The 26,715-nt window shown below is 70.6% G+C and carries 27 protein-coding genes and 2 tRNA genes; 9 read left to right on the forward strand and 20 right to left on the reverse strand.

The window, feature by feature from the left end; all coding sequences use genetic code 11:
- Window positions 1-193: 193 nt before the first annotated feature.
- From ACYVJ3_RS00005 to ACYVJ3_RS00015, 3 genes are read left to right on the forward strand one after another with little or no spacing between them, the layout of a single operon-like run.
- On the forward strand, window positions 194-781 hold the full coding sequence (locus ACYVJ3_RS00005; protein WP_460850420.1) for a hypothetical protein: 588 nt from the start codon (window positions 194-196) through the stop codon (window positions 779-781).
- 42 nt (window positions 782-823) lie between these two features.
- Window positions 824-1,036, forward strand: coding sequence for a hypothetical protein (locus ACYVJ3_RS00010; protein ID WP_460850421.1), 213 nt, complete (start codon window positions 824-826; stop codon window positions 1,034-1,036).
- Between the two features lie 16 nt (window positions 1,037-1,052).
- Window positions 1,053-1,469, forward strand: a complete 417-nt coding sequence (locus ACYVJ3_RS00015) for a type II toxin-antitoxin system PemK/MazF family toxin (protein ID WP_460850422.1) — start codon at window positions 1,053-1,055, stop codon at window positions 1,467-1,469.
- A gap of 10 nt (window positions 1,470-1,479) precedes the next feature.
- Here the strand turns inward: ACYVJ3_RS00015 and ACYVJ3_RS00020 are convergent, their stop codons facing one another.
- Both ACYVJ3_RS00020 and ACYVJ3_RS00025 read right to left on the reverse strand, forming a co-directional pair.
- The gene (locus tag ACYVJ3_RS00020; RefSeq protein ID WP_460850423.1) at window positions 1,480-2,616 is read right to left on the reverse strand and encodes a calcium-binding protein; all 1,137 of its coding nucleotides are present in this window, start codon (window positions 2,614-2,616) and stop codon (window positions 1,480-1,482) included.
- Window positions 2,617-2,663: 47 nt separating this feature from the next.
- Window positions 2,664-3,833: a SpoIID/LytB domain-containing protein gene (locus ACYVJ3_RS00025; protein ID WP_460850424.1), complete on the reverse strand. Its 1,170-nt coding sequence runs from the start codon at window positions 3,831-3,833 to the stop codon at window positions 2,664-2,666.
- 70 nt (window positions 3,834-3,903) lie between these two features.
- Here ACYVJ3_RS00025 and valS point away from each other — a divergent pair, with 70 nt between their 5' ends.
- Window positions 3,904-6,540 carry a valine--tRNA ligase gene (valS, locus tag ACYVJ3_RS00030; protein ID WP_460850425.1) on the forward strand — a complete coding sequence of 879 codons (2,637 nt, stop codon included), beginning with the start codon at window positions 3,904-3,906 and terminating at the stop codon, window positions 6,538-6,540.
- A gap of 114 nt (window positions 6,541-6,654) precedes the next feature.
- Here the strand turns inward: valS and ACYVJ3_RS00035 are convergent, their stop codons facing one another.
- From ACYVJ3_RS00035 to ACYVJ3_RS00100, 14 genes are all read right to left on the reverse strand, one after another.
- Window positions 6,655-7,170 (reverse strand): flavin reductase family protein, encoded by a 516-nt coding sequence (locus ACYVJ3_RS00035; protein WP_460850426.1) that lies wholly within the window; start codon window positions 7,168-7,170, stop codon window positions 6,655-6,657.
- 67 nt (window positions 7,171-7,237) lie between these two features.
- On the reverse strand, window positions 7,238-8,512 hold the full coding sequence (gene clpX / locus ACYVJ3_RS00040; RefSeq protein ID WP_460850427.1) for an ATP-dependent Clp protease ATP-binding subunit ClpX: 1,275 nt from the start codon (window positions 8,510-8,512) through the stop codon (window positions 7,238-7,240).
- A gap of 49 nt (window positions 8,513-8,561) precedes the next feature.
- Window positions 8,562-9,179: an ATP-dependent Clp protease proteolytic subunit gene (locus ACYVJ3_RS00045; protein ID WP_460850428.1), complete on the reverse strand. Its 618-nt coding sequence runs from the start codon at window positions 9,177-9,179 to the stop codon at window positions 8,562-8,564.
- Window positions 9,180-9,181: 2 nt separating this feature from the next.
- The gene (locus ACYVJ3_RS00050; RefSeq protein WP_460851084.1) at window positions 9,182-9,784 is read right to left on the reverse strand and encodes an ATP-dependent Clp protease proteolytic subunit; all 603 of its coding nucleotides are present in this window, start codon (window positions 9,782-9,784) and stop codon (window positions 9,182-9,184) included.
- A gap of 125 nt (window positions 9,785-9,909) precedes the next feature.
- Window positions 9,910-11,085, reverse strand: coding sequence for an alpha/beta hydrolase (locus ACYVJ3_RS00055; protein ID WP_460850429.1), 1,176 nt, complete (start codon window positions 11,083-11,085; stop codon window positions 9,910-9,912).
- A 204-nt stretch (window positions 11,086-11,289) separates the two neighbouring features.
- The gene (tig, locus tag ACYVJ3_RS00060) at window positions 11,290-12,666 is read right to left on the reverse strand and encodes a trigger factor (RefSeq protein WP_460850430.1); all 1,377 of its coding nucleotides are present in this window, start codon (window positions 12,664-12,666) and stop codon (window positions 11,290-11,292) included.
- Window positions 12,667-12,786: 120 nt separating this feature from the next.
- Window positions 12,787-13,647 (reverse strand): sucrase ferredoxin, encoded by an 861-nt coding sequence (locus ACYVJ3_RS00065; RefSeq protein WP_460850431.1) that lies wholly within the window; start codon window positions 13,645-13,647, stop codon window positions 12,787-12,789.
- A 77-nt stretch (window positions 13,648-13,724) separates the two neighbouring features.
- Window positions 13,725-13,800, reverse strand: a tRNA-Pro gene (locus ACYVJ3_RS00070).
- 36 nt (window positions 13,801-13,836) lie between these two features.
- Window positions 13,837-13,907: transfer RNA gene (locus ACYVJ3_RS00075), tRNA-Gly, on the reverse strand.
- 46 nt (window positions 13,908-13,953) lie between these two features.
- The gene (locus ACYVJ3_RS00080) at window positions 13,954-14,733 is read right to left on the reverse strand and encodes a PP2C family protein-serine/threonine phosphatase (RefSeq protein WP_460850432.1); all 780 of its coding nucleotides are present in this window, start codon (window positions 14,731-14,733) and stop codon (window positions 13,954-13,956) included.
- Window positions 14,685-15,524, reverse strand: a complete 840-nt coding sequence (locus tag ACYVJ3_RS00085) for an Fpg/Nei family DNA glycosylase (protein ID WP_460850433.1) — start codon at window positions 15,522-15,524, stop codon at window positions 14,685-14,687. Before ACYVJ3_RS00085 ends, ACYVJ3_RS00080 begins: the two co-directional genes overlap by 49 nt.
- Window positions 15,517-16,032, reverse strand: a complete 516-nt coding sequence (locus ACYVJ3_RS00090; RefSeq protein WP_460850434.1) for a ribose-5-phosphate isomerase — start codon at window positions 16,030-16,032, stop codon at window positions 15,517-15,519. Before ACYVJ3_RS00090 ends, ACYVJ3_RS00085 begins: the two co-directional genes overlap by 8 nt.
- Window positions 16,033-16,049: 17 nt before the next feature.
- Window positions 16,050-17,432 (reverse strand): NAD(P)H-quinone dehydrogenase, encoded by a 1,383-nt coding sequence (locus ACYVJ3_RS00095; protein WP_460850435.1) that lies wholly within the window; start codon window positions 17,430-17,432, stop codon window positions 16,050-16,052.
- Between the two features lie 34 nt (window positions 17,433-17,466).
- Window positions 17,467-18,015 (reverse strand): calcium-binding protein, encoded by a 549-nt coding sequence (locus tag ACYVJ3_RS00100; protein ID WP_460850436.1) that lies wholly within the window; start codon window positions 18,013-18,015, stop codon window positions 17,467-17,469.
- Between the two features lie 56 nt (window positions 18,016-18,071).
- Between ACYVJ3_RS00100 and ACYVJ3_RS00105 the strand changes: the two genes are divergently transcribed.
- A complete protein-coding gene (locus tag ACYVJ3_RS00105) occupies window positions 18,072-19,037 on the forward strand; it encodes a DMT family transporter (RefSeq protein WP_460850437.1) in 966 nt (321 codons plus the stop codon).
- 9 nt (window positions 19,038-19,046) lie between these two features.
- Here the strand turns inward: ACYVJ3_RS00105 and ACYVJ3_RS00110 are convergent, their stop codons facing one another.
- Together ACYVJ3_RS00110 and lpdA are read right to left on the reverse strand one after the other, a co-directional pair.
- Complete coding sequence (locus tag ACYVJ3_RS00110) at window positions 19,047-19,796, reverse strand: ABC transporter permease (protein ID WP_460850438.1); 750 nt, start codon at window positions 19,794-19,796, stop codon at window positions 19,047-19,049.
- A gap of 93 nt (window positions 19,797-19,889) precedes the next feature.
- Window positions 19,890-21,290 carry a dihydrolipoyl dehydrogenase gene (gene lpdA, locus ACYVJ3_RS00115; protein WP_460850439.1) on the reverse strand — a complete coding sequence of 467 codons (1,401 nt, stop codon included), beginning with the start codon at window positions 21,288-21,290 and terminating at the stop codon, window positions 19,890-19,892.
- A gap of 61 nt (window positions 21,291-21,351) precedes the next feature.
- On the opposite strand from lpdA, the gene ACYVJ3_RS00120 reads away from it, so the two are divergent.
- Window positions 21,352-21,813 carry a gamma-glutamylcyclotransferase gene (locus ACYVJ3_RS00120; RefSeq protein WP_460850440.1) on the forward strand — a complete coding sequence of 154 codons (462 nt, stop codon included), beginning with the start codon at window positions 21,352-21,354 and terminating at the stop codon, window positions 21,811-21,813.
- A gap of 97 nt (window positions 21,814-21,910) precedes the next feature.
- The gene (locus tag ACYVJ3_RS00125) at window positions 21,911-22,708 is read left to right on the forward strand and encodes a purine-nucleoside phosphorylase (protein WP_460850441.1); all 798 of its coding nucleotides are present in this window, start codon (window positions 21,911-21,913) and stop codon (window positions 22,706-22,708) included.
- Between the two features lie 42 nt (window positions 22,709-22,750).
- Here the strand turns inward: ACYVJ3_RS00125 and ACYVJ3_RS00130 are convergent, their stop codons facing one another.
- Window positions 22,751-23,605, reverse strand: coding sequence for a CHAP domain-containing protein (locus ACYVJ3_RS00130; RefSeq protein ID WP_460850442.1), 855 nt, complete (start codon window positions 23,603-23,605; stop codon window positions 22,751-22,753).
- 135 nt (window positions 23,606-23,740) lie between these two features.
- Window positions 23,741-24,184 carry an SRPBCC family protein gene (locus tag ACYVJ3_RS00135; protein ID WP_460851085.1) on the reverse strand — a complete coding sequence of 148 codons (444 nt, stop codon included), beginning with the start codon at window positions 24,182-24,184 and terminating at the stop codon, window positions 23,741-23,743.
- 170 nt (window positions 24,185-24,354) lie between these two features.
- Here ACYVJ3_RS00135 and ACYVJ3_RS00140 point away from each other — a divergent pair, with 170 nt between their 5' ends.
- Window positions 24,355-24,957 (forward strand): hypothetical protein, encoded by a 603-nt coding sequence (locus ACYVJ3_RS00140; protein WP_460850443.1) that lies wholly within the window; start codon window positions 24,355-24,357, stop codon window positions 24,955-24,957.
- A 30-nt stretch (window positions 24,958-24,987) separates the two neighbouring features.
- Window positions 24,988-26,682, forward strand: a complete 1,695-nt coding sequence (locus ACYVJ3_RS00145; protein ID WP_460851086.1) for a phosphatidylglycerol lysyltransferase domain-containing protein — start codon at window positions 24,988-24,990, stop codon at window positions 26,680-26,682.
- Window positions 26,683-26,715: the final 33 nt, after the last annotated feature.

The raw sequence follows: 26,715 nt of genomic DNA on the forward strand, positions 1-26,715 counted from the left end.
ACCCCCGACGTACCTCTCGCGACACCCTCACACCGTGCGGCACCACACACCACCCTCACCTCAGGTGTTGCGATGACCCCACGAATCCGCCCTGCATCCCTTGGGAAACCTGCAGGCCAGGCGACCCGACGAACCAGGAGAACTGACCGATCGGCTGATGCCCGAGCCGCCACGAGCGACCATGCTGCTCCGAATGGCTACCCGAATCATCCCCACCCGCCTGATCCGCAGCACCCTCGCAGCCCTCGGCATCGTCCTCGCGACCGCGACCACCGCGTCGGCCGCCTCGTGGTCCCACTTCGACGCGCTGATCGACGTCACGACGACCAGCAACGGCTGGGCGACCACTTCGCCGGCGCCGGCGCACCTGAGCACCGACGTGATCGGCGTGCGCGCCGTGAACGGCGCCCGCACGATCACCGTCACCGTGCACACGTTCTCGGCGCTGCCTGCCCACAACTACCTGGTCACGAGCACGTTCCGTACGCCGACCGGCCGCTTCTCCGCCACCCGCGTCGACTCCGCCGCCGGCAACGGCAAGGCCGTCTTCGCCCGGAACGTCCTGGTCGACTGCGACGACCTGAGCATCACCGTCGACCGGCTCCGCCGCCTCGTGCGCTACGCCATCCCCAGCAGCTGCCTGGGTGACCCGGCCTGGATCCGGTTCGGCACCTCGGTCGTCACCTCGAACGCCGCCGACACCGTCGAGTGGTTCGACGACGCCCTGCGCGCCGACATGGGCAGCGGGCTGGCGCTCTCGCCGCGCATCGCCCGCGGCTGACCGGACGCCGGCCGAGCGGGAGGAGTTGCTAGATTCCCGGACATGCTCGGGAACGACAGGTCTCCCACGGCCCCACCGCCGGCACACGGTGTCCTCGACGGCCGGTTCCCGCCCGTCGTCATGGTCATCGGACTGGTCGTCGCGCTGGTCGTGCTGCTGCTGATCATGCGCGTCGTCGCCCGTGGCCAGGTCCGTCGTGAGCAGGAGGCAGCCGAGGAGCGCCGCCGCCGGCTCGAGGAGCTGGACGAGCGTTGAGCGCTAGCCTGCTGGCGTGACCGAGCCGGACGGCAGCTACTCCCCGCACCACGACGGACGACCCGATCCGGGCGAGATCTGCTGGGGCTGGGTGCCCTACGAGGAGGACCCGACGCAGGGCAAGGACCGCCCGGTCCTGGTGATCGGCGACGAGACCGCGCCCGACCCCGAGACGGGCTCAGGGACCGTGCGGCTGTTGCACTGCCTGGTGCTGACCAGCAAGGACCACGACCGCGACGAGGCCCAGGAGGCCCGCGCCGGCCGCTTCTGGATGGACGTCGGCACCGGCGCGTGGGACCCGCGGCACCGCCCCAGCGAGGTTCGCCTCAACCGGCTCGTGAAGCTGCGTGAGGACGGCGTACGCCGGGAGGGCGCTGCCTTGGATCGTGCGACCTACGACGCGGTGATCGCCGCGCGCGCGGCGTACGCCTGAGCGTCGACGCTCAGCGCGCCTCGCAGGCTCGGATGCGCTCGGCCTTGCAGACGTCGCCGCCGGCGCCGCCGTCGGCCGAGTCGGTGTCGCCGCCGCCGATCAGCAGATCGTTGCCGCCCTTGCCGATCAGGGTGTCGTTGCCGGGGTCGCCGTAGATGAGGTCGCTCCCGCTCGAACCGACCAACCGGTCGCCGTGGCTCGTCCCGGTCACCCCGTGGATGCGGGTGAAGGAGACCGTGTGCCCGTTGCCCCAGGCGGCCGTGCCGGCGCCGAGGTCGGCCTTCACGCCGGTCTTGAACTGGTGGAAGGTGATCGCGTTGGAGCCGGAGCCGCCATGCAGGACCGAGCCGTAGTTGACCGAGCGCATCGCGAACTCGTCGTTGCCACCGCCGCCGTAGGCGTGCGGGGCGCCGCGGCCGACGTAGAACAGGTCGTTCCCGTCGTCGCCGTACCCGGCGCCGCTGTTGCGGATCCGGATCGTGTCGTTGCCGGCGTCGCCGTGGCCGACGCCTCCCCAGGCGATGACCAGGTCGTTGCCGGCGCCGCCGTGCATGACGCCGGAGATGTCGAAGAGGACGTCGGAGCCGCCGTTGCCGGTGAGCGTGTCGGCGCCGCCGTCACCCTCGAACCAGTCCCTGCCGGCGCTGCCGACCATCGTGTCGGCGTGCGTGCTGCCGCGGACGATCGCGATGCCGGCATAGGTGTCGTGGCCCTCGCCGTCCACGGTCTGCGCACCGGCGTGGACGGTCACGCCGGTCGCTGCGTTGCCGTAGGTGAGCACGTCCTTGGCGTCACCGCCACCGGAGATCGAGTCGTCGCCCAGGCCACCGGCGAGCAGGTCGTTGCCGGTCTCGCCGAGGATCGTGTCGTTGCCGGCTCCGCCGGCGATGCCGTCGGCACCAGCGCCGCCGCAGATGATGTCGTTGCCCGCGCCACCGGAGTACTGGTCGTTGCCACCGCCGAGCCAGACCACGTCACCGAGGGGGTTGTGCGTGCCCGTGACGGTCGCCTGGGTGTCGGGACCGTCGGTGCCCACGATGTTGGCCACCTCGCCGTCGCAGTAGCGAGTCGTCGCGTGCGCCGCAGAGGGCGCCAGGGCGACGGCGAAGGGAGCGACGAGGGCGAGGACGCAGATCCGAGCACGCATGCCGGTCCAACGATCCGGGACCCCTGGCGTCACTGGTGTCTCACCTCTCAAACCAGCTGCCACCAGGTCGAGCGCAGCCCGAACCAGGAACGGAACTGGTCGCCGGTGATCGTGGCATGTGTCGCCACGCCGTTCTTGAGCCCGTCGATCCGCACCGACGTGACCCGGCCACCCCACATCCCGTTGCCGTCGCGAGCGACGACGCTGAGCGACTGGAAGTCGCCGATGGCCGGGAGGGCGCGCTCGATCGCGCTCGCCTGGATGGTCGCGGGCCACGGGTTGCCGGCCCAGCTGTCGTAGGGGTCCTGCTGGGCGGGGAGGTAGGGCTTTCCGCCGTACGTCGTCCAGCCGCCGTTGCTCGCCGAGAACTGCGTGAAGGCCGGCTCGCCGGCGTACGTCAGGACCTGCTTGGCGGTCTGGCTGACGGCGGCGTTGGTGCTCGCCACCTCGGCCGAGTAACCGCCGTACGCCTGGTCGCGGGTGTCGTCGTACATCTGGAAGGAGGGGCTGGTCGGCTCGCTGCGCTCGAAGGCGGCATAGGTGCGAGCGGCGACGGCCTGGGCGCGCAACGCGGCGGGCTCCCAGCTGGGATAGGCCTCCTGCGGTACGACGCCCTTCAGGTAGCTCTCCAGGGAGACGACGTTGACGGTGTCCCGGGCGCTGCCGCCCGCCGAGCGGAGCACGCCGCGGTAGGAGCGCGAGCCGTGCGGGAGGAAGAGCTTGATCGGCGCCCCGCCGGCCCCGAACTGCGCCTGACCCTTGAGGGTCCGGACGACGTGCCAGCGATCGGTGAGCACCGACAGCCGCGTCGAGGCACCGTGGTCGACGGCCGCGAGCCGCCACCGCTTGGCGCGCGAGTTGCGCAGCTTCCAGGTCGTGCCCCCGGCCACGCGCCGGGCGGTGAGGCCCGTGCGGTTCGCGACCACCACGTCGTTGCTGGTGTCGCCGCTGATCTGCACGGTGACATTGCCGCCGGCGGTGCCCCACGAGGTGCCGGGGTAGTAGAAGGCCAGGATCTGCGGGGTCGTACGCCCCTGCAGCGCGGCGCCCTGGGCGCCCCACTGCGACATGCCGTGCCCGTGACCGTTGCCGCGGCCCTGGATGTCCACCGACGTGGGGCCCTGGGCCGCCGCGGGGTCCGCCGAGATCAGGCCGGCGCCGGCCAGCAGCAGGGCGAGCAGGATCGACGGGCCGAGGCCGCGAGTGATGGAACGCACCGTCCGAGAGTAAGCAGAAGGTGGTACGCCGATTCAACCCGCGCAGCACCGATCTCTAGGATCAAGGGCTATGAGCAACACCCAGGACACCCCGGCGACCGAGACCGCGCCTGAGGCATCGACGCAGGCCAGCCGCGTCGTCGCGGTACCCGAGAAGCCGGCCCTGGAGGGCCTGGAGTCGAAGTGGGCCGAGCGGTGGAAGGCGGACGCGACGTACAAGTTCGACCGCACCCAGCCGCGCGAGAACGTCTACTCCATCGACACTCCCCCGCCGACGGTCTCCGGATCGCTGCACGTCGGGCACGTCTTCTCCTACACGCACACCGACGTCATCGCGCGCTACCAGCGGATGACCGGCAAGAGCGTCTTCTACCCGATGGGCTGGGACGACAACGGCCTGCCGACCGAGCGCCGCGTCCAGAACTACTTCGGCGTGCGCTGCGACCCCTCGCTGCCCTACGACGCCGACTTCACCCCGCCGGAGAAGCCGGACCCGAAGAAGCAGATCCCGATCTCGCGGCCGAACTTCATCGAGCTGTGCGACCGACTCGTCCAGGAGGACGAGAAGGTCTTCGAGTCGCTGTGGCGCACCCTGGGCCTCTCGGTCGACTGGGACGAGACCTACACGACCATCGGCCCGAAGGCGCAGGCCGTCTCCCAGCGCGCCTTCCTGCGCAACCTGTCCCGTGGCGAGGCCTACCTCCAGGAGGCGCCGACCCTCTGGGACGTCACGTTCCAGACCGCCGTCGCCCAGGCCGAGCTCGAGGCACGGGACTACCCCGGCGCCTACCACCGCGTGGCCTACCACGCCGCCGACGGTCGCAAGGTGTACGTCGAGACGACCCGACCCGAGCTCATCGCGTCCGCCGTCGCGCTCATCGCGCACCCCGACGACGAGCGCTACCAGCCGCTGTTCGGCACCACCGTGACGTCCCCCGTCTTCGGCGTCGAGATCCCCGTCCTGGCGCACACCGCCGCCGAGCCCGACAAGGGCGCCGGCATCGCGATGTGCTGCACCTTCGGTGACCTCACCGACGTCCAGTGGTGGCGCGAGCTCAACCTGCCCGTCCGCACCGTGATCGGCCGCGACGGCCGGTTCACCCGCGAGACGCCCGAGTGGCTGTCGTCCGAGACCGCCGCGTCGGCGTACGAGGAGCTCAAGGGCAAGACCGCCCACTCGGCCCGCGAGGCCATGGTCGCGGCGCTCAAGGCGTCCGGCGACCTCGACGGAGACCCCAAGCCGACCCAGCGGATGGCGAACTTCTACGAGAAGGGCGACAAGCCGCTCGAGATCGTCTCCACCCGCCAGTGGTACATCCGCAACGGTGGCCGCGACGCCGCCACCCGCGACAAGATGCTCGCCCGTGGCGCCGAGATCGACTGGCTGCCCAGCCACATGAAGCACCGCTACGACAACTGGGTCAGCGGCCTGAACGGCGACTGGCTGATCTCCCGCCAGCGCTTCTTCGGCATCCCCTTCCCGGTCTGGTACCCACTGGACGCCGAGGGCGAGCCCGACTACACCCGGCTGCTGCTGCCCACCGATGCGCAGCTGCCGATCGACCCGTCGACCAACGCGCCGGCCGGCTACACCGAGGACCAGCGCGGCAAGCCGGGCGGCTTCGTCGGCGACCCGGACGTCATGGACACCTGGGCCACCTCCTCGCTCACCCCGCAGATCGCGGGCGGCTGGAGCACCGACGACGACCTGTTCGGCCGCGTCTTCCCGATGGACCTGTGCACACAGGCCCACGACATCATCCGCACCTGGCTGTTCTCCCGCGTCGTCCGCGCGCACTTCGAGAACGGTGCGGTCCCGTGGGGCCACGCGATGCTGTCGGGCTTCATCCTGGACCCCGACCGCAAGAAGATGTCGAAGTCCAAGGGCAACGTCGTGGTCCCCAACGAGATCCTCGACAAGTACGGCGCCGACGCGGTCCGCTGGCGTGCAGCCATCGCCCGCCCGGGCCTGGACTCGCCGTTCGACGAGACCCAGATGAAGGTCGGCCGTCGCCTGGCGATGAAGGTCCTCAACGCCTCGCGCTTCGTCCTGGACGACGAGTTCGGCGTCGGCGCGACGACGTACAGCGCCGTCGCGGTCTCCGAGCCGGTCGACGTCGCGCTGGTCGGCCGTCTCGCAGGCGTGATCCGCAAGGCGACCGACGCGTTCGACGCCTACGACTACACCACCGCGCTCGAGGTCGCCGAGAAGTTCTTCTGGGAGTTCTGCGACGACTACCTCGAGCTGGTCAAGGAGCGCGCCTACGACAAGGAGGGCGGCCTCGCCGCCGACTCGGCGCGCTCGACCCTCGCGCTCGCGCTCCAGGTCCAGCTGCGCCTGCTCGCGCCGTTCCTGCCCTACGTGACCGAGGAGGTCTGGTCGTGGTGGCAGGAGGGTTCGGTGCACACCGCTGCATGGCCGACCGTCGGCGAGCTCGGTTCGGCCGCCGCCGCTGACGGCAGCGTCGTCGACGCCGTCGCTGCCGCGCTGTCCGGCATCCGTGGCGCGAAGTCGCAGGCCAAGGTCAAGATGCGCGCCCCGCTCGCCCGCGTCGAGGTCACCGGTCCGGCGAACCTCACGCCCAAGGCCGAGTCCGCCGCCGCCGACCTCCGTCGCGCCGGCAACATCGTGGGCGACCTGGTCTTCACCGTGTGCGACTCCGCCACCGAGCTCACCGTCACCGCTGACGTTGCGGATCAGGAGTAGATCGCTCCGCGTCACGCAACCGAAGAACGGACCGATCGGGCGTCACCTCGACGCCGGGTGAGCGGTGGACCACCGCGCTTCTGCGCGATCGGTCCGTCCCGCGGTCGTGGGGCGTCAGGCTTCGGGGTCGACGGCCCGCTCGTCGGCCTCGTGGCCGGGCGTGAGGTGCTCGACGGCCGAGAGGCGCAACGGGGTGAACGGGCCCGGCGTACGCGCCGACCGCACCCGCGCGGCGATGCAGACGTGGTCGCCACCGGCGTCGAGCACGGCGATCCGGTCCAGCGTCATCCGGTTCTCGCACGCGGTCAGCAGGGGTACGCCGTGCTCGTCGACCACCGTGTCGAGGCCGGCGAACTTGTCCTCTTCCTCACCGGTACGGGTTCCGAACCGCTCGGCCAGGGCCATGTCGTCCGCGGTGAGCGCGTGCACCGCGAAGTGCTCGGCCCGCAGCGCCACCCGGTAGGTGTTGTTGGCCTTCGACAGCCAGATCGAGTACTGCCCCGGGTCGATGCTCGAACGGCAGTGGAAGCCGACCAGGCAGCCCGCCTGCTCCCCCTCCGCCGCCGTGGTGACCAGCACCATCGGCGGGTCCAGGGACGTCAGGAGGTCGCTGAGCTCGTCGCTGGCCATGGGCACCTGTGCCCGATCGAGGAAGGCCTACACCTCCGGGCGATCTCGTTCCTCGATCGCCCTTCGGTCACGCAGACTTCTTCTTGGGCTTGCGCAGGACCAGGGTCGGCTCGGCACCCTCGTCGACCACCTCACGGGTGACGATCAGCTTCTCGACATCGCCGCGGGAGGGGACGTCGTACATCGCGTAGAGGAGGGTCTCCTCGATGATCGCGCGGAGTCCGCGGGCGCCGGTCTTGCGCTCGAGCGCCTTGTCGGCGATCGCGTCGATGGCGTCCGGCGTGAACTCCAGCTCGACGCCGTCGAGCTCGAAGAGCTTCTGGTACTGCTTGACCAGGGCGTTGCGCGGCTCGGTGAGGATCTCGACCAGCGCCGGCCGGTCGAGCTTGTTGACGCTCGCGATCATCGGCAGACGCCCGATGAACTCGGGGATCAGACCGAACTTGGTGAGGTCCTCCGGACGCACCTGGGCCAGCAGGTCCTCGGCGTCCTTCTCGGCCTGGCCGTGCACCTCGGCGGTGAAGCCGAGGGTCTTCTTGCCGACCCGCTGCTCGATGATGTGCTCCAGGCCCGCGAACGCACCGCCGACGACGAACAGGACGTTCGTGGTGTCGATCTGGATGAACTCCTGGTGCGGGTGCTTGCGGCCACCCTGCGGCGGCACCGAGGCGGTGGTGCCCTCGATGATCTTCAGCAGCGCCTGCTGGACGCCCTCGCCGGAGACGTCGCGGGTGATCGAGGGGTTCTCGGCCTTGCGGGCCACCTTGTCGATCTCATCGATGTAGATGATGCCGGTCTCGGCCTTCTTGACGTCGTAGTCGGCAGCCTGGATCAGCTTGAGCAGGATGTTCTCGACGTCCTCGCCGACGTACCCGGCCTCGGTCAGCGCCGTGGCGTCCGCGATCGCGAACGGGACGTTGAGCATCCGCGCGAGCGTCTGGGCGAGGTAGGTCTTGCCGCAACCGGTCGGACCGATCACCAGGATGTTCGACTTGGCAACCTCGACGACCTCGTCCTTGGAGTGCTTGCCGTTGGCCGGCATGACACCCGCCTGCACCCGCTTGTAGTGGTTGTAGACCGCCACCGCGAGCGTCTTCTTCGCCTGCTCCTGGCCGATGACGTAGGAGTTGAGGAACTCGAAGATCTCCTTCGGCTTGGGCAGCTCGGCGAGCTCGACCTCGGAGCCCTCGGCGAGCTCCTCCTCGATGATCTCGTTGCAGAGATCGATGCACTCGTCGCAGATGTAGACGCCAGGGCCGGCGATCAGCTTCTTGACCTGCTTCTGGCTCTTTCCGCAGAAAGAGCACTTGAGCAGGTCGCCTCCGTCACCGATGCGAGCCACGGCGGTCCTCCTAGGGGTCGGTCTCTGTGATGCTACGACGAAAGTCGGGTCAGGAGCCTGAGGTCAGGGCCGGCGTCTTCTTGAGCGACTCGAGGATCGAGTCGATCAGGCCGTACTCCACCGCCTGGGCCGAGGTGAGGATCTTGTCGCGCTCGATGTCGCGGCTGACCTCCTCGATCGGCCGGCCCGAGTGGTCGCTGATCATCTTCTCGAGCAGCTCGCGCATCCGCAGGATCTCGTTGGCCTGGATCTCGATGTCGGAGGTCTGCCCGAAGGTGCCCTCGGTGTAGGGCTGGTGGATCAGGATCCGGCTGTTGGGCAGCGCGAGACGCTTGCCCTTGGCGCCGGCGGCCAGCAGGATCGCGGCGGCGGACGCGGCCTGTCCGATGCACACCGTCTGCACGTCCGGCTTGATGAACTGGATCGTGTCGTAGATCGCCGTCAGCGCGGTGAACGAGCCGCCGGGGCTGTTGATGTAGATGCTGATGTCCTGGTCGGGGTTCATCGACTGCAGGCACAGCAGCTGGGCGATCACGGCGTTCGCGACCTCGTCGGAGATCGGGGTGCCGAGGTAGATGATGCGGTCCTCGAAGAGCTTGGTGTACGGGTCGATGCGGCGGATGCCGTACGACGTACGCTCCTCCCACTGCGGGATGTAGTAGTTCATGCTCAGTCCTTCTTGTGGGCCGGGCGGCCCTCGCCGGCGGCTTCCTTGGCGCTCTTGATGACCTGGTCGACCAAGCCGTACTCGAGCGCCTCGTGGGCGGTGAACCAGCGGTCGCGGTCGGCGTCCTCGATGACCTGCTCGACGCTCTGGCCGGTGTGCTCGGCGATGAGGTCGAGCAGCACCTTCTTGATGTGCAGCGACTGCTGCGCCTGGATCTTGATGTCGGAGGCGGAGCCACCCATGCCGGAGGACGGCTGGTGCATCATGATCCGCGCGTGGGGCAGGGCGTAGCGCTTGCCGGCCGCGCCGGCGCACAGCAGGAACTGACCCATCGACGCGGCCAGGCCCATGCCGACGGTCGCGACGTCGTTGGGGATGTAGTTCATGGTGTCGTAGATGGCCATGCCGGCATCCACGGAGCCACCAGGACTGTTGATGTGGAGGAAGATGTCCGCCTCGGGGTCCTCGGCGGAGAGCAGCAGCAGCTGGGCGCAGATCGCGTTGGCGTTCTGGTCACGCACCTCGGAACCGAGGAAGACGATGCGCTCCTTGAGCAGCCGGCTGTAGATGTTGTCGTCGAGGAAGCTCATGCCCCCGCCGTTCATCTGGGGTGCAGCGATCTCAGGATTCAGGCTCACGACGGCGACACTAGCCGCCGGAGCGGCCCGATCCACGCGATCCGGGCCGGTGTTCGCCGACAGCGGATTCCTGAGGGTACCGCGGAGGTTCCTCAGGCGAGCCAGCGGCGCAGCGCCGCGTCGACGTCGGGATGGTTGAGCACCCCGAAGTGGTCGGTGCGGCCGACGTGCAGCATCTCAGCCCCGGGGAACAGCTCACGGCCTGCCCGGTCGATGCCGGCGGCGCTGCGCGGCGTGACCAGGAGGTCGCCGATCGCGCGAGCGACGGGGTGGCGCGCCGAGCGGGTCAGGGTCGCGCTGACCAGGCGGTAGCGCGCATGCGGCAGCGGCGGCACGTCCTCGCGCAGGCCCTCGACCAGGTCACGGATGCCCTGGCCCTGGCGGTCGATGATCCGGCCGAAGGCCGCGACCTCGGGCAGCCGCGCGAGCCCACGGCTGGCGTGACCCGCACTGACCGCGAACCAGGAGCCGAGGTGCGGCGTGGAGAGGGTGATGACGTCGCTGACCTTCTCGGCCCACGCGGGGGTCCCGGTCTCGGCCTGAACGGCGGAAGCGGCCCGCATGATCAGGCCGCCCATCGAGTGGCCCACCAGGGCGATCCGCTCGACCTCGACCGGCCAGGAGGCGGTGAGCCGCTGCATCAGGGCGGTCAGTGCCGCACCGTTCTCGCGCAGCGGGAGGCCGGTGTTGGCGCGGAGGAAGACGGGGGTCCAGCCGTCGGCGGCCAGGCTCTCGGCGTACGTCGTCCCCCGCTTGTCGCGGTGGATGTTGAACGCCTCCTCGTTCTCGCACAGCCCGTGCAGGAACACCACGATCCTGCCCGTGGCGCCCGGGAAGGCGGCCGCCACGGCCTGAGGGTCGTCGGCGGCGACGTCGCGCCCGTGCCGGCGTACGGCCATCGGGATCGCCAGCTGCGGGCGGTCGCGGAGCAGCTCGTCGCCGATCAGGCCGTTGACGGCCGAGTTGACCAGCCTCCCCCAGGCCTGCTCCTCGAGCTGCGGGCCCGCCTCGGCGACCTTGTCCAGGCCCTTGCTCGCGGTGCGCAGGGTGGCACCGATCGAGGTGTAGACCGCGCCGGCGATCAGGTTGTGCGCCGTCTCGACGGGCGCCACGGCTGGTCCGACCCCCAGTCGGACCAGACCGTGGACCCGGTCCGAGATCGCCCGATGGGTGTCTCGGACCGTGTCCACGATGACCTCGTCGGCCGCCTGAGCGACGAGCGAGAGCGCGTCGAGCAGGGTCGGGCCGGCGGGGGTCGTCGTGTTCACGGCGTGACGATAACCCAGTGAGTGCACAGTTGTACACTCATTGTGCGGACGGGCTCATGTAACTACGTGTCCAGTGCACTACCAGGGTGAAAGACCACCCGGCCAGTGCACTGGACACGTAGTTACATGCGCGGGGTGCGCGCACAAGCCGACGGCCCCCACCCGCGATGCGGGCAGGGGCCGTCGTACGACGAACCGGGGCGATCAGGCCTCGACAGCGGCGGCCTCGGCGGCCTCGACCTCGGCGGGGTCGGCGATGGTGCCGTCCGGGAGGAGGTTCTTCAGCTCGACCACGTTGCCGGAGGCGTCCTTGACGGTCGCGCCCTCGACGAGCTGGGCGAGCGCCTTGCCGCGGCGGATCTCGGCGATCAGCTCACCGACGTGGTTGTGCTCCACCATGTGGTTGACGAACTCCTGCGGGTCCTGACCGGACTGCTGGGCACGACGGATCATGTGCTGGGTGAGCTCGGACTGGTCGACACCGAGCTCCTCCTTGTTGGCGATCTCGTCGAGCAGGAACTGCGCGGCGACGGCGTCGCGGACCCGGCGCTCGAGGTCGGCCTCGAACTCCTCCTGGGTCTGGCCCTCGTCCTCGAGGTAGGCGGCCAGCGTCATGCCGGCGTACGCCAGCTGCTGCTCGACGGACTGGCGACGAGCGTTGAGCTCCTCGGTGACCAGCGCGTCGGGCAGGGCGATCTCGGTCTTCTCGAGGAGGGCCTCGAGGACGGCGTCGCGGGCGGCGGCGGCCTGCTCGAGGCGCTTGCCACGGGTCAGCCGCTCACGGACGTCGTCCTTGAGCTCGGCCAGGGTGTCGAACTCCGAGGCGTCCTGGGCGAAGTCGTCGTCCAGCTCGGGGAGCTCCTGCTCCTGGACCTGGGAGACGGTGACCGCGACCTCGACGTCCTCGCCGACGGCGTCGCCGTTGACCAGCTGCGAGGAGAAGGTCTTGGACTCGCCGGCCGAGAGGCCCACGAGGGCCTCGTCGAGACCGTCGATCATGCCGCCCTTGCCGACCTGGTAGCTGAAGCCGCTGATCTCGGCGCCCTCGACGGCCTCGCCGTCCTTGGTGGCGGCCAGGTCGATGGTGACGAAGTCACCGTCGGCAGCGGCGCGCTCGACCTCGGACAGGGTGCCGAAGCGCTCACGCAGCGCCTGGACCTGCTCCTCGACGTCCTCGTCGGAGACGGCGATGTCCTCGACGGAGGCCTCGATGCCGTCGTACGCCGGAACCTCGAACGGAGCGAGGATGTCGACCTCGGCGGTGAACGCCAGGCCCTCGGTGTCGTCGAGCTTGGTCACCTCGATCTCCGGCTGGGCCAGCGGGGTGAGGCTGTTCTCCTGCAGGGCCTCGGTGTAGGCCTTCGGCAGCACGTCGTCGACGGCCTCGCTGAGGACGGCACCACGGCCGACCTGGCGGTCGATGACCTGCGGCGGGACCTTGCCGCGGCGGAAGCCGGGGACGTTGATCTGCTTCGCGATCTTCTGGTACGCCGCGTCGAGGCTCGGCTTGAGCTCCTCGAAGGGCACCTCGACGGTCAGCTTGGCCCGGGTCGGGCTCAAGGTCTCGACGGCGCTCTTCACAGGTGATCTCCTACTAGTCGGTGGGTGGGGCGCGCCGGCGTTAGATCAGCCGGCTAAGACGCCCGGATTCAGACTGGCTCACACTACCCGCGCAGGGGGCACCCCCACGAACCGGGAGAGTCAGCTGGACAGCACGCGGTAGTGGGTCTGGGGCGAGAGGTCCGGCTTGCCGCAGCTGACCATCGGCTCAGCCGTCGTCTCCGCGAGCACCGCGACGGTCAGCGAGCGGGGTCCGGCGAGGTCGACCTCCCACCGGTCGGCGGCGTCCGCGAGCGAGCCGAGGACCTGCCAGTCGCCCGGCACCGGATGGTCGGTCAGGACGTGCGCCAGCGCTGCCTGGACGTACGCCGGATGGCCGGTCAGGCCCCGCAGCAGCTCCGGCAGCACACGACCCGCATCGGTCGCGTCGGCGATGTGCACGGTGTCGGACGGCGTGACCCGTCCGTACATCGCCGCGCCCGGGAACGCGGTCGGCAGCGCCACGACGACCGGCGCGAAGCGGTGCCCGCCGGTGTGGCTGCACCCCCACACCTGACCAGGACGTACCGCGTTGAGGGCCGCCGCGATCGGCCGTCCCTCCATCGCGCAGCACAGGTCGCGCTTGCCGTGGGTGCAGACGAGGTACGCCGGCTCGCCGGCCGGCTCCCCCGCCGTACCGTCGAGCGGGGCGTCGAGCAGGTCGCCGTCGTCCTCGAAGGTGCTCCAGGCGGTCACCGTCGAGCCGGACGGCCGGACCGCCCAGGCACGTCGCAGGGCGCTGCCCGCGACGCGCTCGGGGCGGCGGATCGCCAGCAGCCGAAGGCCGGCGGCGTCGGCACGCTTCTGCAGCGCCGCCGCCACGGAGGCGTCGAAGTCGGAGTCGGACAGGCCCTGGGGACCCCACGCGCCGGGCTGCTCCACGAGCAGGACACCGCCCTGCGGGAACGCCGTACCGATCATCGACTCGTCCCGCTCCGCAGCCAGGACCGAACAGCGCTCCACAGGTCCGATGCTCTCAGAGACCCGGTCGTGCCACGCCTGGACCGGCGGGAAATCGGCGGTCGTCCGGTGAAGGGAGATGGTCGGGGCGACAGGACTCGAACCTGCGGTCTCCTGCTCCCAAAGCAGGCGCGCTAGCCACTACGCTACGCCCCGCGAAACCGCTTCTGACCTGCGGAAACGGTGTCGGAGAGGGGATGACGGGAATCGAACCCGCGTAATCAGTTTGGAAGACTGAGGCTCTACCATTGAGCTACATCCCCGCGGTCCCGGTCAGCGACCGGTTGAACGCAGGAGCATCTTTCCACGTCACCCTCGGCGGTGCACCATCAGGAGGGCCCGGTCGTCGTCGGGCGAGCCGACGGCCGCGACGAGGCGTGCGGACAGGCCGTCCCAGGAGTGACGCAGCAGCGACTCGGCCGCGCCGAGCATCGCGTCGATGCCGAGCTCGATGTCGCGCCGCGGCTCCTCGACCATGCCGTCGGTGTAGAGGACGAGGGTGTCCCCGGGGGCCAGCCGGCCGGAGAGCGGGGCGTACGTGACGTCCTCCAGCACACCGAGGACGGGCCCCTCGGTCCGGTGGACCTCCCAGCGGCCCGAGCCGGCATGACGCTGCGCTGCCGGCGGGTGGCCGGCGGCGCGGACCTGGAACTCGCCGTTGGTCAGGTCGAGGGAGAGGTGGATCGCCGTCGCGAAGCCCTCCTCCCAGGCGCGCTGGAGGAGGTAGTCGTTGGCGGCGCTGAGGAAGTCCTCGCGCGGCAGCGCGCCCAGCAGTCCGCCCATCGCCCCCGACAGCTGGAGCGCGCGGGTGCCGGCGGCCTCCCCCTTGCCGGAGACGTCGACGACGGCCAGGTCGAGGCAGCGGCCCCGGTCGCGCTTGGTGGCGACCACGAAGTCGCCCGCGAACGGCGAGCCACCAGCCGACGTCAGCGCGGACTCGACCAGCCACTGCTTGGGCAGCACTGGGATCTCGCCCTGGGCGAGGATCCGGTCGCGCAGGTCGACCAGCATCGAGGAGCGCCGGCTGCGCGGCGAGCGCTTCATCGCGACGCCGCCCGGCTGCGGAAGACGGGCTGGCAGCGGCTGCACCAGAAGAGGTTGCGCCCACCCAGGACCTCGGTGCGGACCGGGCGCTGGCAGACGTGGCAGGGCTGGCTCGTACGCCGGTAGACGTAGACCTCTCCGCCATGGTCGTCCACCCGCGGCGGACGTCCCATCGCCTCGGGCGTGTGCTCGGGCAGCACCGTGTCGATGCGGCCGGTGCGCACCCCCTCGGCCATCAGCACGACCAGGTCGTCCCACATCGCCTGCCACTGCGCCTTGCGCAGCGTGCGACCCGGCCGCAGCGGGTGGATGCGATGACGGAACAGCACCTCAGCACGGTAGACGTTCCCGACCCCGGCGAGCACGGTCTGATCCATCAGCAGCGTGCCGATCGGGCTGGCGCTGCGGCCGATGCGGGCCCAGGCGCGATCGGGATCGGCGTCGGGTCGCAGCGGGTCGGGCCCGGAGCGCGCCACCACCGCGTCACGCTCGGCCGCGGTCACCAGCGCGCAGGTGGTCGCGCCGCGCAGGTCGGCGTACGACGTCGGGGTCTGGAGCCGCAGACGGACCTGGCCGACCGGCGCGGGCACCTCCTCGACGTCGGAGCGGACGCCGAACTTGCCGTAGAGGCCGAGGTGCACGTGGATGAACCGCTCGTCCTCGAACCGGATGAAGAGCTGCTTGCCCCAGGCCTCGGCGTCGAGGAGACGTACGCCGTCCAGGGCGGCCGCGGAGTCGGCGAAGCGCCCCTGCGGGGAACCCACCCGGACCGGACGTCCCCCGAACACGTCCGTCAGCTGGTGGGCCAGTCGGTGGAGGGTATGCCCCTCAGGCATCGTCCGTCGCGCCCGCAGAGACCGCGGAGTCGGGCAGCGGCGGCAGCTCTCCGGTGGTCTCGTAGTCGGCCATCTGGCCGATGCGGCGTACGTGCCGCTCCTCGCCGGAGAACGGAGTGGTCAAGAAGACCTCCACCAGGCGGGTCATCACGTCGATGGTGTGCATGCGGCCGCCGACCGCGACGACCCAGGCGTCGTTGTGCTCGCGGGCCAGCGCGGCCGTCTCCTCGGACCACGCCAGCGCGGCGCGGATGCCCTCGACCTTGTTCGCGGCGATCTGCTCGCCGTTGCCGGAGCCGCCGATGACGACGCCGAGGCTGTGCAGGCCGTTGGCCCGGTCCTCGCGCACACCCTCCGCCGCACGGAGGCAGAAGACGGGGTAGTCGTCGAGGGCGTCGTACTGGAACGGGCCGTGGTCGACCGGCTCGTAGCCGTGCTCGGTGAGCCAGGCGGTCAGGTGGGACTTGAGCTCCAGACCTGCGTGGTCGCAGCCGAGGTGCACGCGCATGGGGATGATTCTGTCAGTCACACTCCGTGGAGGCGACGCGCGGCCTCCGCGATGGACCCCGAGACCGACGGGTAGACGGTGAACGCCTGCGCGAGGTCGTCGGCGGTCAGGCCCTCGGCGACCGCGATCGAGACGGGATGGATCAGCTCGCTGGCCCGCGGACCGACCACGACTCCCCCGACGACGATGCCCGTGCCGGGGCGGCAGAAGAGCTTCACGAAGCCGTCGCTGACGCCCTGCATCTTGGCGCGCGGGTTGGTCGCCAGCGGGAGCGTGACCGACTCGGCCTCGATCTCACCGGCGTCGATGGCGTTCTGCGACCAGCCGACGGTCGCGATCTCGGGTGCGGTGAAGACGTTGGAGGCCACCTTCTTGAGCTCCAACGGCTGTACGGCGTCTCCGAGGAAGTGCCACATCGCGATCCGGCCCTGCATGGCGGCGACGCTCGCCAGCATGAGCACGCCGGTGCAGTCGCCGGCGGCGTACACGCCCCGGGCGGAGGTGCGGGACACCTTGTCGACCTTGATGAAACCACCGTCGTCGGTCTCGACGCCGGCCTCGGCCAGCCCGAGGTCGGCCGTGTTCGGGACCGAGCCGAGGGCCAGGATGCAGTGGCTGCCGCTGACCTTGCGGCCGTCGGTCAGCGCCACGGTGACCACGTCGCCGTCGCGGGTCACCGACTCCATCCGGGACTGACCGAGGACGGTCATGCCCTTGCGGGTGACGACCTCCTCGAGGACGGCCGCGGCGTCGGCGTCCTCGCCGGGCAGCACGCGCTCGCGGCTGCTGACCAGGGTGACCGGGATGCCGAGGGCGAGGTAGGCACTGGCGAACTCGAGGCCGGTGACTCCGGAGCCGACGACGATCAGCTCGGTGGGGCGCTCGGTCAGGTCGTAGACCTGCTCCCAGGTGAGGATCCGCTCGCCATCGGGCCGGGCGGAGGGGAGGGTGCGCGGAGCGGCTCCGGTCGAGATCAGGATCGCGTCGGCGTCGATGGTCTGCGTCGTGCCGTCAGGCTTGTCGACGACGACCTTGTGGGGGCCGTCCAGCCGGCCGCGGCCGTTGACCACGGTGACGCCCCAACGGCGGATCCGCGAGTCGATGTCCTTGGACTGCTGCTCGGCCAGGGCGAGGACCCGCTTGTTCACCCGGTCGAGGTCGACGTGGAGGCCCTCGGACGGTCCGTCGTGCAGGCTCAGGCCGAGCTCCTCGGCACGCGACACCTCGGTCATCAGCTCGGCTGCCGCGATCAGGGTCTTGCTGGGCACGCAGTCGGTGAGAACGGCCGAGCCGCCGAGGCCATCGGTATCGACGATCGTCACGTCGGCACCCAGCTGCCGCGCGACCAGCGCCGACTCGTATCCGCCCGGGCCGCCACCGATGATCACCACGTGCTCCATGCGCGTCATTGTGTCAGTGCGCTCCCGCTGCAGGTCACCCGATGATCACCGGGTCGCCGCAGTCGTACAGGTGGTCCTTCGGGTCGAGCTGCCGGTAGACGATCCTGGCCCCACGCCCGAAGCACCACACCTCGTCGACGTCGCCGTCCGGGATACCCAGGTAGATGCGCTCGCCACCGGACAGCGCCTCGACGAAGTCGGCGCCGTCACCAGGGACCAGCAGGTCGTGGGTGCCGCTGGCCGTGCCGGCGCTGCGGAGCAGGTCGTCCCCACGGCCGCCGATGAGCGTGTCCGCGCCGCCACCACCGATCAGCGCGTCCGACCCTCCGCTGCCGCGCAAGGTGTCGTTCCCACGACCGCCCAGCGCTCGGTCGTCGCCGGCGCCCAGGTAGATCGTGTCCGCTCCATCTCCCCCGTCCGCCCGGTCGTCGCCGGCGCCGAGGTACGCCGTGTCGGCGTACCTCGTGCCGGTCCAGGTGTCGGCGGTGAACGTCCCGTGGTGCGCCGCCGCGTCAGCGGACAGCGGGGCGAGCAGCACCAGGACCGCCGTGAGCAGCACACCGCGTGATGCACGTCGTCGCATGCCGGGATCCTGCCCGACGCAGCGGCCGCTGTAACCCCCTGGCTATGGTCCGCTGCATGGAGCATGCCGAGCCGTCCCGCCTGCTGCGCCTCATCACGGTCCCCTTGATGCTGCTCGCGGGCGGCATGGTGGCGATCCAGTCGCAGATCAACGGGCGGCTGGCGCACGAGCTCGGCACAGGTCCGCGGGCCGGGATCGGCGCCGCGTGCATCAGCTTCGCCACCGGCCTGGTCGTGCTGCTGGTGGCCGTCCTCGGCCGGGCGCGACACCGGGCGAAGCTGACGGAGCTGGCGGCCGCCGTACGGGCCGGGCGGGTCCGCTGGTTCGAGGTGATCGCCGGCCTCTTCGGCGCCTTCCTCGTCTCCACGCAGGGCCTGACCGTCGCCACGATCGGGGTCGCGCTGTTCAGCGTGGCGATCACCGCCGGCCAGTCCTGCAGCGCGCTGGTCGTCGACCGCCTCGGGATCGGTCCGGGTGGTGCGCAGCCGTTGAACCTGCCGCGCGTCGTCGCTGCCGCCTTCGCGGTCGTCGCGGTCGTGGTCGCCTCGGGCTCCAAGCTGGCCCACGACTTCTCCTGGCACATCGCGCTGTTCACGCTGCTGCCGTTCCTCGCCGGAGCCGGTACGTCGGTCCAGGCGGCGCTCAACGGACGCATCGCGCGTGTCGCCGACCCGCTCGTCACCACCCTGAACAACTTCGCCGTCGGCATGTGCGGGCTGCTGGTGGCGTTCGCCCTCAGCTTCCTCGGCTCCGGCTCGCTCGACGGCCTGCCCGGCACCTGGTGGCTCTACCTCGGTGGCGTCATCGGCATGACGTTCATCTGGCTCTCGGCGCTGCTGGTCCACGTGCACGGCGTCCTGGTGCTCGGCCTGTCGATGATCGCCGGCCAGGTCATCGGGGCCCAGGTGATCGAGGCCGTCATCGACGGCACCTCCCCCGGCACCGCCCAGCTCGTCGCCTGCACCCTGACCGTGCTCGGCGTGCTCATCGCGCTGCTGCTGCGGACCAGGCGCATCGCCTGACCCGGCCGATCAGTGACGGATCCGGCCGGTCGTCACCGCCCACAGCACCACGGACGCGGTGAGCGCTTGGGCCGCGATCACGCCGACCAGCACCAGGATCTGTGCGGAGGCGGCCTGGACCGGCGTACCGCCGCCGAGGAGCACGCCGACGAACGCTCCCGGCAGCGTCACCAGCCCAACCGTGCGGGTCTGGTCGATGGCGGGGAGGAGCGCCTCCCGCGCCGTCGGACGTACGACGAGGTCGCGCGACACCCGCTCCGGGAGGCCGAGCGCCAGGGCGGCCTCGTAGAGGTCGTGGTGGTCGCTCATCTCGCGCAGCGCCCGCCGGCCGCTCAACGTCACCGCCGTCATCGCGTTGCCCGTGACGATGCCGGCGACCGGGATCAGCGCCGCTCCCGTCAGCGGTACGACTCCGGAGGCCAGGCACAGCCCCACGACCGGGCCCGCACCCGCCGCGATCGCCGCCGCGACCCAGCGGGCGCACGCCCGGGGAGCTGCCAGCCGACGCCAGGCGGTGAGCACCGCGACGGCGTACATCAGCAGGGCGAAGCCCAGCGACAGCCAGAACGACTTGAGCACCGCGACGATCACCAGCGCCACGACGGCCAGCTGCGCCACCGCGCGCAGCCCGGCGACCACCTGGTCGCGTTGCACGTCGAGCCGCCCGATCCAGGCCGTCAGCGCGGCGATCGTCAGCAGCGCCGCCAGCACCACCCCGAGGCGCCAGTCGGCGCTCGGTGCGATCGCGTCCGGGGTCATGGGCGCATCATCGCCCATCCGCCGCGGCCACCCGCCAGCACGACGGACGGGTCGGCCGCCCGCAGGCGACCGACCCGTCCGTGGAGCTGAGGATCAGAGGTTGATCATGTGCCCCGCGATGCCGTGGATGGCCTCCTTGACGGCCTCCGACAGCGTCGGGTGCGCGAACACGTTGCGGCCGACCTCGTCAGCGGTGAGGTCCCACTTCTGGGCCAGCGTCAGCACCGGCAGCAGCTCGGTGGCGTCGGGGCCGATCATGTGCGCGCCGATGATCTCGTTGTGCTCGGCGTCGGCCACGATCTTGACGAAGCCGACGGCCTCGCCGAGGCCCATCGCCTTGCCGTTGGCGGTGAAGGGGAACGTGGCAGTCTTGACGTCGTACCCCTTGTCCTTGGCCTGCTGCTCGCTGTAGCCGAAGGAGCCGATCTGGGGGTTGCAGTACGTCGCGCGCGGGACGAAGTCGTACTCGACCGGCATGGTCTCGGCGCCGGCGATGGTCTCGGCCGCGACGATGCCCTGGGCCTCCGCGACGTGGGCGAGCATCATCTTGCCGGTGCAGTCGCCGATGGCGTAGACGCCCTCGACGTTGGTGCGGCAGAAGTCGTCGATCGCGATCGCGCCGCGGTCGGTCAGCTCGACGCCGGTGGCCTCGAGGCCGTAGCCCGTCGTACGCGGGGCGAAGCCGAAGGCCGCCAGGAACTTGTCAGCCTCCAGGACCTGCTCGTCGCCACCCGCGGCCGGCGCGATGCGGACCTTGACGCCCGAGCCGGTGTCCTCGACGCCCTTGACGGCAGTCGAGGTGAGCACCTTGACGCCGAGCTTCTTGTAGTGGCGCGCGAGCTCCTTGGAGACATCGGCGTCCTCGGTCGGGACCATCCGGTCGAGGAACTCGACGATGGTGACGTCCACGCCGAAGTTCTTCATGACGTAGGCGAACTCGACGCCGATGGCGCCGGAGCCACCGATGATCATCGACGTGGGGACCTCGGGGTCGAGGATCTGCTCCTCGTAGGTGACGATGTTCTTGCCGTTGGGCTCAACACCCGGGACGCTGCGGACCGTCGCGCCGGTGGCGATGATCAGGTTGTCGCAGGTGTACTCGGCGGTCGAGCCGTCCTCGGCCGCCACCGAGACCGTCTTCGGGCCGGTGAGGGTGCCCCAGCCGTCGACCTCGGTGATCTTGTTCTTCTTCATCAGGAAGTGGACGCCCTTGACGATGCCCGCGGACACCTGGCGCGAGCGCGAGTGCGTCGGCGCGTAGGTCATCGTCGCGTCACCCTCGATGCCGTACTTGGCCTTCTCGTGGTTCAGCGTGTGCGCGAGCTCGGCGTTCTTGAGCAGCGCCTTCGAGGGGATGCAGCCGACGTTGAGGCACACACCGCCCCAGTACTTCTTCTCGATGACAGCGACGGACTTGCCGAGCTGCGATGCGCGGATGGCGGCGACGTAGCCACCGGGGCCGGCGCCGAGAACGAGGACATCGAAGTGGGTCACAGGTGAGAGCCTACTTACCCTCACGCGCGCGTGGCCAAGCGCACGTCTACGGATGAGTAAGGTGCGGCGTGTGACCGCGTACGCCGCCTACGGGACGAACCTCGATCCCGCCCGGATGAGCTCGCGCTGCCCGCACTCCCCGCTGCAGACGACGGGCTGGCTGACCGGCTGGCGGCTCACCTTCGGCGGCGAGGAGCACGGCTGGGACGGCGCCCTCCCGACGATCGTGCCCGACGTCCTGGAGCAGGTCTTCGTCGCGGTGTACGACGTCACCGGGCCCGACGAGGCGACGCTGGACCAGTGGGAGTCGGCGAGCACCGGCCTCTACCGCAAGACCAAGGTGCGGGTCTCCACGATGCAGGGCGAGGTCGTCGCCTGGACCTACGTCCTGGACGCCTACGAGGGCGGGCTGCCGTCGGCGTCGTACCTCGGGGTCCTGGCCAACGCCGCCGAGGCCGCGGACGCCCCGGCTGACTACGTCAAGGGCCTGCGCGGTCGCGACTGCCGCTCCACCGGCCTCTGACCACTCCGGCTGGAAGTTCGCGCCGGATCGCCGTTTCTGACGGCGCTCATCGCCGAACTTGTCGTCCTTGTGGTCGTCGCCTCCTAGGCTGACGAGCGTGACCTCGCCGTACGACGCCGCCAACGAAGCCGCCGCCCGCCTCGCCGAGCTGACCGGCGTCGCGCGGCACGACATCGCGCTGGTGCTGGGGTCGGGCTGGCTGCCGGCCGTCGACATGATCGGGCGCGCCGACGTCGAGCTCGAGACCACCGACCTCCCGGGGTTCTCGGCCGCTGCGGTCGCCGGACACTCCGGGAAGATCCGCTCGATCACGGCCGCCGACGGGCAGCGGATCCTGGTGTTCCTGTCACGCACGCACTACTACGAGGGGCGCGGCGTCGAGGCCGTCGTGCACGGCGTACGCACTGCCGCCGCGGCGGGCTGCCGCGCGATCGTGCTGACCAACGGTTGCGGCGGGCTGAAGCCGACCTGGACGCCCGGCACACCGGTGCTGATCAGCGACCACATCAACCTGACCGGGCGCTCCCCCATCGTCGGCGCCAACTTCGTCGACCTCACCGACCTCTACTCCGCGCGGCTGCGGGAGGCCTGCCGGACCATCGATCCGTCCCTGGACGAGGGCGTGTACGCGCAATTCCCGGGGCCGCACTACGAGACCCCGGCCGAGGTGCGCATGGCCGGCATCATCGGCGCCGACCTGGTCGGCATGTCCACCACGCTCGAGGCGATCGCCGCCCGTGAGGCCGGCATGGAGGTCCTCGGGATCTCCTTGGTCACCAACCTCGCCGCCGGCATCTCCGACCAGCCGCTCAACCACGCCGAGGTCCTCGAGGCCGGCCGGAACGCCGCTACCCGGATGGGCGAGCTGCTCAGCCGGGTCGTCCCGCTCATCTGAGGCCGTGAGTGCCACGGCACACCGTGACACTCACGACTCTCGTCAGCTCAGCGGCCGCAAGTACCCGAGGACGTAGTATGAGTAGCCGCCCCAGGTGAACGCCTTGCCCATGTCCGAGATGTGCGCATATGTCTTGGGGCCGGTCGGGTTGCCGTAGCGATCGGTCTGCTGACCCGTCTGCGTGTACACATGGAGCGCAGAGCCGGCCGTCGTCTGGTCGCGCAGCACGACCGCGACGTGGCCGTGCGAGCCGCTGTACCAAACGGCGATGTCGCCCTTGCGTGCGAGCGATGAGGCAGAAACTCGCTTGTAGTACGGCGCCAGCGGATGCCCGGCGGCGGCCAGCCCCCACCAATCGCGACCGTCGCCGGCCACCCAACGGGAAGCGCTCGGGGACGAGTAATGACGAACCACGATCTGGTGATAAAGGTTGGCCAGGTCAACGCACTGACTGCCGTAACGCCCATCGACGTTGATGCTCTGGGTGCCATTCCCGTAACGACTGACGAAGGCATCGACGCGGGCACTCAGGGCCGAGCTTGAGGTAGGCGGCGGCTGAGGGCTGCACGTGGGCGCGACGGGGTTGCTCGTGCCGGTGGCCAGCACGGCATCGGACACGTAGCCCCGCTTGCCGGCGTACGTCGTGTGGTCCCACAGAGATGTGGTGCCGTCGGGCCCGGTCACGGACTGGCCGCGCAGCGTGCAGTCGATCGCCAACCGTGTCCCCTTCGGGATGCACACCAACGCCGTCGACGAGGTCGTCGTCGAAGAGCGAAGGTTGACGCAGGTGTAGTTGGGCTTGACCGTCCCGTAGCCGACGGCGTGGGCCGGCGCGACCCCCACAGCGGCGCCGACACCGGCCGCGAGCGCGAGCGCCAGCAGACCTCGCGTGAACATGCCTCGGACCATCGTTCCCCCTCGTTCTCGGTGCGCCGACGATGGCAGAAAAGGACAGCCAGCGGACCGAGTTCGGGAACCGACCACGCGCACCGCGGCCAAACACCCGCCGACGGTCCGGGCGACCGGCCAACATCAGCTCGGGGAGAGCCGCTCCCGCAGGCCCCGCTCGGCGCCGGCCATCATCCGGTGGTGGTTCCAGGTGAGGACGGGACGGGCGGCGTACGACGCGAGCGCGAGCGCTCCGCCGACCTCGACGTGCTGCTCGAAGAGCATGCGGGTCCCGCCGGCGACGGCGGAGAGGTGCCAGCGGACGGTGCCCTCGAGATCGCCGCCGACGGCCACCTCGAGGGTCGGGGGCGTCCGCGAGACCGCCTCGAGGACGAGGTCGAGCGTGTAGGGCAGGGCCGAGCGACACAGGACGCGCGCGGTCGTGGGGCCGAGGGAGGCGACGGCGCGGACCTGCGGCCACCACTCGGGGTAGTGCTCGAGGTCGTCCAGCACCCGCGCGACGTCGGCGATGGGGGCAGGGACCAGCCACTGCGTGGTGAAGTCGTACGCCGCTCGCACGTCGACCATCCTCCCGGACGACGACATTTGCGGGTGCCAACCACCCTTCCACCACGTGAATATTTTTGGACTTCATCGCCGTCGAAGCGGCCGTTCGGCCACTATGTGTGGCACCCGTCACTGCTCCGTGGCGGTCAAGGCGTGACACCTCGGGGAGTCACTGAGCCGGGAGACGGTTCGTGGGTCTGTTCCACCACAAGACGCGGGTTCGCATCTATCGAAGCCACCAGCTGCAGTCGGTCCCGGGCGTCCTCGCCCATCCGATCGTGATCCACGACCTGGAGGACGAGACTCCGGTGTCGGCCCAGGTCGTCGACGAGGCCGGCGCCACCTTGACCGTGGTGCCCGACTACGCCGCTGCCCACGTCGGACCCGACCTCGAGCCGGCCGGCACCGGCTACGTCCCGGCGATGGTCACGCTGCCGGACGCCGGCACGATCCCCGCCGTACGCCGGTCCACGCCGTACCTCACCCTCGACGACGGCCTCAGCGTCCTGCTGGACCGGACGTTCGTGATCGGCACGAACCCGGTCCCGCCGCCGAGCCACCCGTACGCCGAGCCGCTGGCGGTCACGGACCCCGCCGACTCCACCAGCGCCACCCATCTCCTCGTCTCGCCCGCCCGCGACGGGGCGTGGGTGATCGACCTGCACTCGCAGACCGGTGTCGCGATCGCCGACGACCAGGGCCGCTCCATCCACCTGCCGCCCGGGCAGCCGGGGCGCGCGGTGGCCGGCACCGAGATCCACTGGGGATCGCGGGCCATGGTGGTGCGGCTCTGAGCCACCTCCCGCACTAACATCCGAGTTGTGATGGGGAGAGTGTGGTCGGCGCTGCTGACGCCGAAGTGGATCGCGCGATTGATCTTCGTCGTGGGACTCGCCTCCGTGGCGAGTGCGCTGTCCCCGACCCTCGACGCGCGCAGCGAGACGATCAACTCCCTGGTGCCTCCGGTCTTCCCGGCCGCTGCCGCGACCGGGACGGCCGCGATCGGCATCATGCTGCTCCTGCTGGCCCGCGGCCTGCGGCGCGCGAAGCGTCGCGCCTGGACCGTCGCGCTCGCCCTCACCGTCATCGCCACCGCGCTGCACCTGCTCAAGGGCCTCGACGTCGAGGAGTCCGTGATGTGCACCGCGATGGTCGTGCTGCTGATCGCGGCCCGTCGCAACTTCACCGCGCGTCCCGACGCACGCTCGCTGCGCGCGGTCCTCGTCGTGCTGGTCGGCGGGCCGTTGATCGCCGGCGCGATGGGCTGGATCTGGCTCACCGTCGATGCCCGCGGCCAGGAGCCCGGCACCACCACGTGGGACCGCGCCGCCCAGGCCTTCGAGGGTCTGATCGGCATCCCGGGCCCGATCTCCTTCGCCAGCTCGCGCTCCGAGAACATCGCGGCCGTCGCGCTCGTGGTGCTCGGCGCCTCGGTGCTGGTCGCCGCCCTCCTCGCGGCCCTGCGGCCGCCGGCCGGCCCCTCGCCGATCGACGACGACGAGGAGGCCCGGCTCCGCGACCTCCTCGAGCGCTGGGGCCACGCCGACTCCCTGGGCTACTTCTCGCTGCGTGACGACCGCGCCGCGATCTTCGGTCCCGGCGGCGCGGCCGTCTCCTACCGCGTGATCGGCAACGTCTCGCTGGCCGCCGGCGACCCCCTCGGCAATCCCGACGCGTGGGCCGGTGCCGTCGAGGCCTGGCTCCAGGAGGCCCGGGACCACGGCTGGACCCCGGCCGTCCTCGGCGCCGGCCAGGCCGCCGCACGCGCCTACCAGAAGGCGGGCCTCGACGTCCTCGAGCTGGGCGACGAGGCCATCCTGCACGCGCCCCGCTTCACCCTCGACGGTCGCGAGATGCGCGGCGTACGCCAGGCGGTGTCGCGGTGCGAGCGCAGCGGCCTCTCCACGGAGGTACGCCGGATCCGCGACATCCCCGACGACCAGGTCGCCGAGCTCCAGCGCCTCGCCAACCACTGGCGCGACGGCAACGTCGAGCGCGGCTTCTCGATGGCCTTGGGTCGCTTCGGTGCCGCTGAGGACGGAGACGCCGTCGTCGTCCTGGCGCGGATGAACGACGAGCCGGTCGGGATGCTGCACTTCGTGCCGTGGGGCAAGGACGGCCTCTCGCTGGAGCTGATGCGCCGCAACCGCACCTCCCCCAACGGCGTGATCGAGCTGATGGTCGCGAGCCTGATGGCGGAGGCGCCGGCGCTCGGCGTCGAGAAGGTGTCGCTGAACTTCGCGGTCTTCCGGGGCGTGCTGGCCCGCGGCGAGCAGCTCGGCGCCGGCCCGACCGCGCGGCTGGGTCGTGCGGTGCTGATGGGTGCCTCGAAGTTCTGGCAGATCGACTCGCTCTACCGCTCCAACGACAAGTACCGGCCCGAGTGGGTGCCGCGCTACCTCGTGTACCCCGGCGCCAAGGACCTCGCCGGCATCGTGACCGCGGTGCTGCAGGCCGAGGCGTTCCTGCCGACGCCGATGTGGAACCGGCGCGACGACGCCGAGCTGGTCGTCAGCTGACCCTGGCGCGGTCTTGGCGCCGAGGTGTTGGCT

This window comes from Nocardioides montaniterrae (assembly GCF_054782655.1).

Coding starts and splice junctions, on each gene's coding strand:
- valS (WP_460850425.1), top strand. CDS start 3,904: ATGAGCAACACCCAGGACACCCCGGCGACCGAGACCGCGCCTGAGGCA.
- ACYVJ3_RS00005 (WP_460850420.1), top strand. CDS start 194: ATGGCTACCCGAATCATCCCCACCCGCCTGATCCGCAGCACCCTCGCA.
- ACYVJ3_RS00085 (WP_460850433.1), bottom strand. CDS start 15,524: ATGCCTGAGGGGCATACCCTCCACCGACTGGCCCACCAGCTGACGGAC.
- ACYVJ3_RS00095 (WP_460850435.1), bottom strand. CDS start 17,432: ATGGAGCACGTGGTGATCATCGGTGGCGGCCCGGGCGGATACGAGTCG.
- ACYVJ3_RS00010 (WP_460850421.1), top strand. CDS start 824: ATGCTCGGGAACGACAGGTCTCCCACGGCCCCACCGCCGGCACACGGT.
- ACYVJ3_RS00100 (WP_460850436.1), bottom strand. CDS start 18,015: ATGCGACGACGTGCATCACGCGGTGTGCTGCTCACGGCGGTCCTGGTG.
- ACYVJ3_RS00135 (WP_460851085.1), bottom strand. CDS start 24,184: ATGGTCGACGTGCGAGCGGCGTACGACTTCACCACGCAGTGGCTGGTC.
- ACYVJ3_RS00090 (WP_460850434.1), bottom strand. CDS start 16,032: ATGCGCGTGCACCTCGGCTGCGACCACGCAGGTCTGGAGCTCAAGTCC.
- ACYVJ3_RS00035 (WP_460850426.1), bottom strand. CDS start 7,170: ATGGCCAGCGACGAGCTCAGCGACCTCCTGACGTCCCTGGACCCGCCG.
- ACYVJ3_RS00045 (WP_460850428.1), bottom strand. CDS start 9,179: ATGAACTACTACATCCCGCAGTGGGAGGAGCGTACGTCGTACGGCATC.
- ACYVJ3_RS00020 (WP_460850423.1), bottom strand. CDS start 2,616: ATGCGTGCTCGGATCTGCGTCCTCGCCCTCGTCGCTCCCTTCGCCGTC.
- ACYVJ3_RS00145 (WP_460851086.1), top strand. CDS start 24,988: ATGGGGAGAGTGTGGTCGGCGCTGCTGACGCCGAAGTGGATCGCGCGA.
- ACYVJ3_RS00050 (WP_460851084.1), bottom strand. CDS start 9,784: ATGAACGGCGGGGGCATGAGCTTCCTCGACGACAACATCTACAGCCGG.
- ACYVJ3_RS00105 (WP_460850437.1), top strand. CDS start 18,072: ATGGAGCATGCCGAGCCGTCCCGCCTGCTGCGCCTCATCACGGTCCCC.
- ACYVJ3_RS00110 (WP_460850438.1), bottom strand. CDS start 19,796: ATGACCCCGGACGCGATCGCACCGAGCGCCGACTGGCGCCTCGGGGTG.
- ACYVJ3_RS00130 (WP_460850442.1), bottom strand. CDS start 23,605: ATGTTCACGCGAGGTCTGCTGGCGCTCGCGCTCGCGGCCGGTGTCGGC.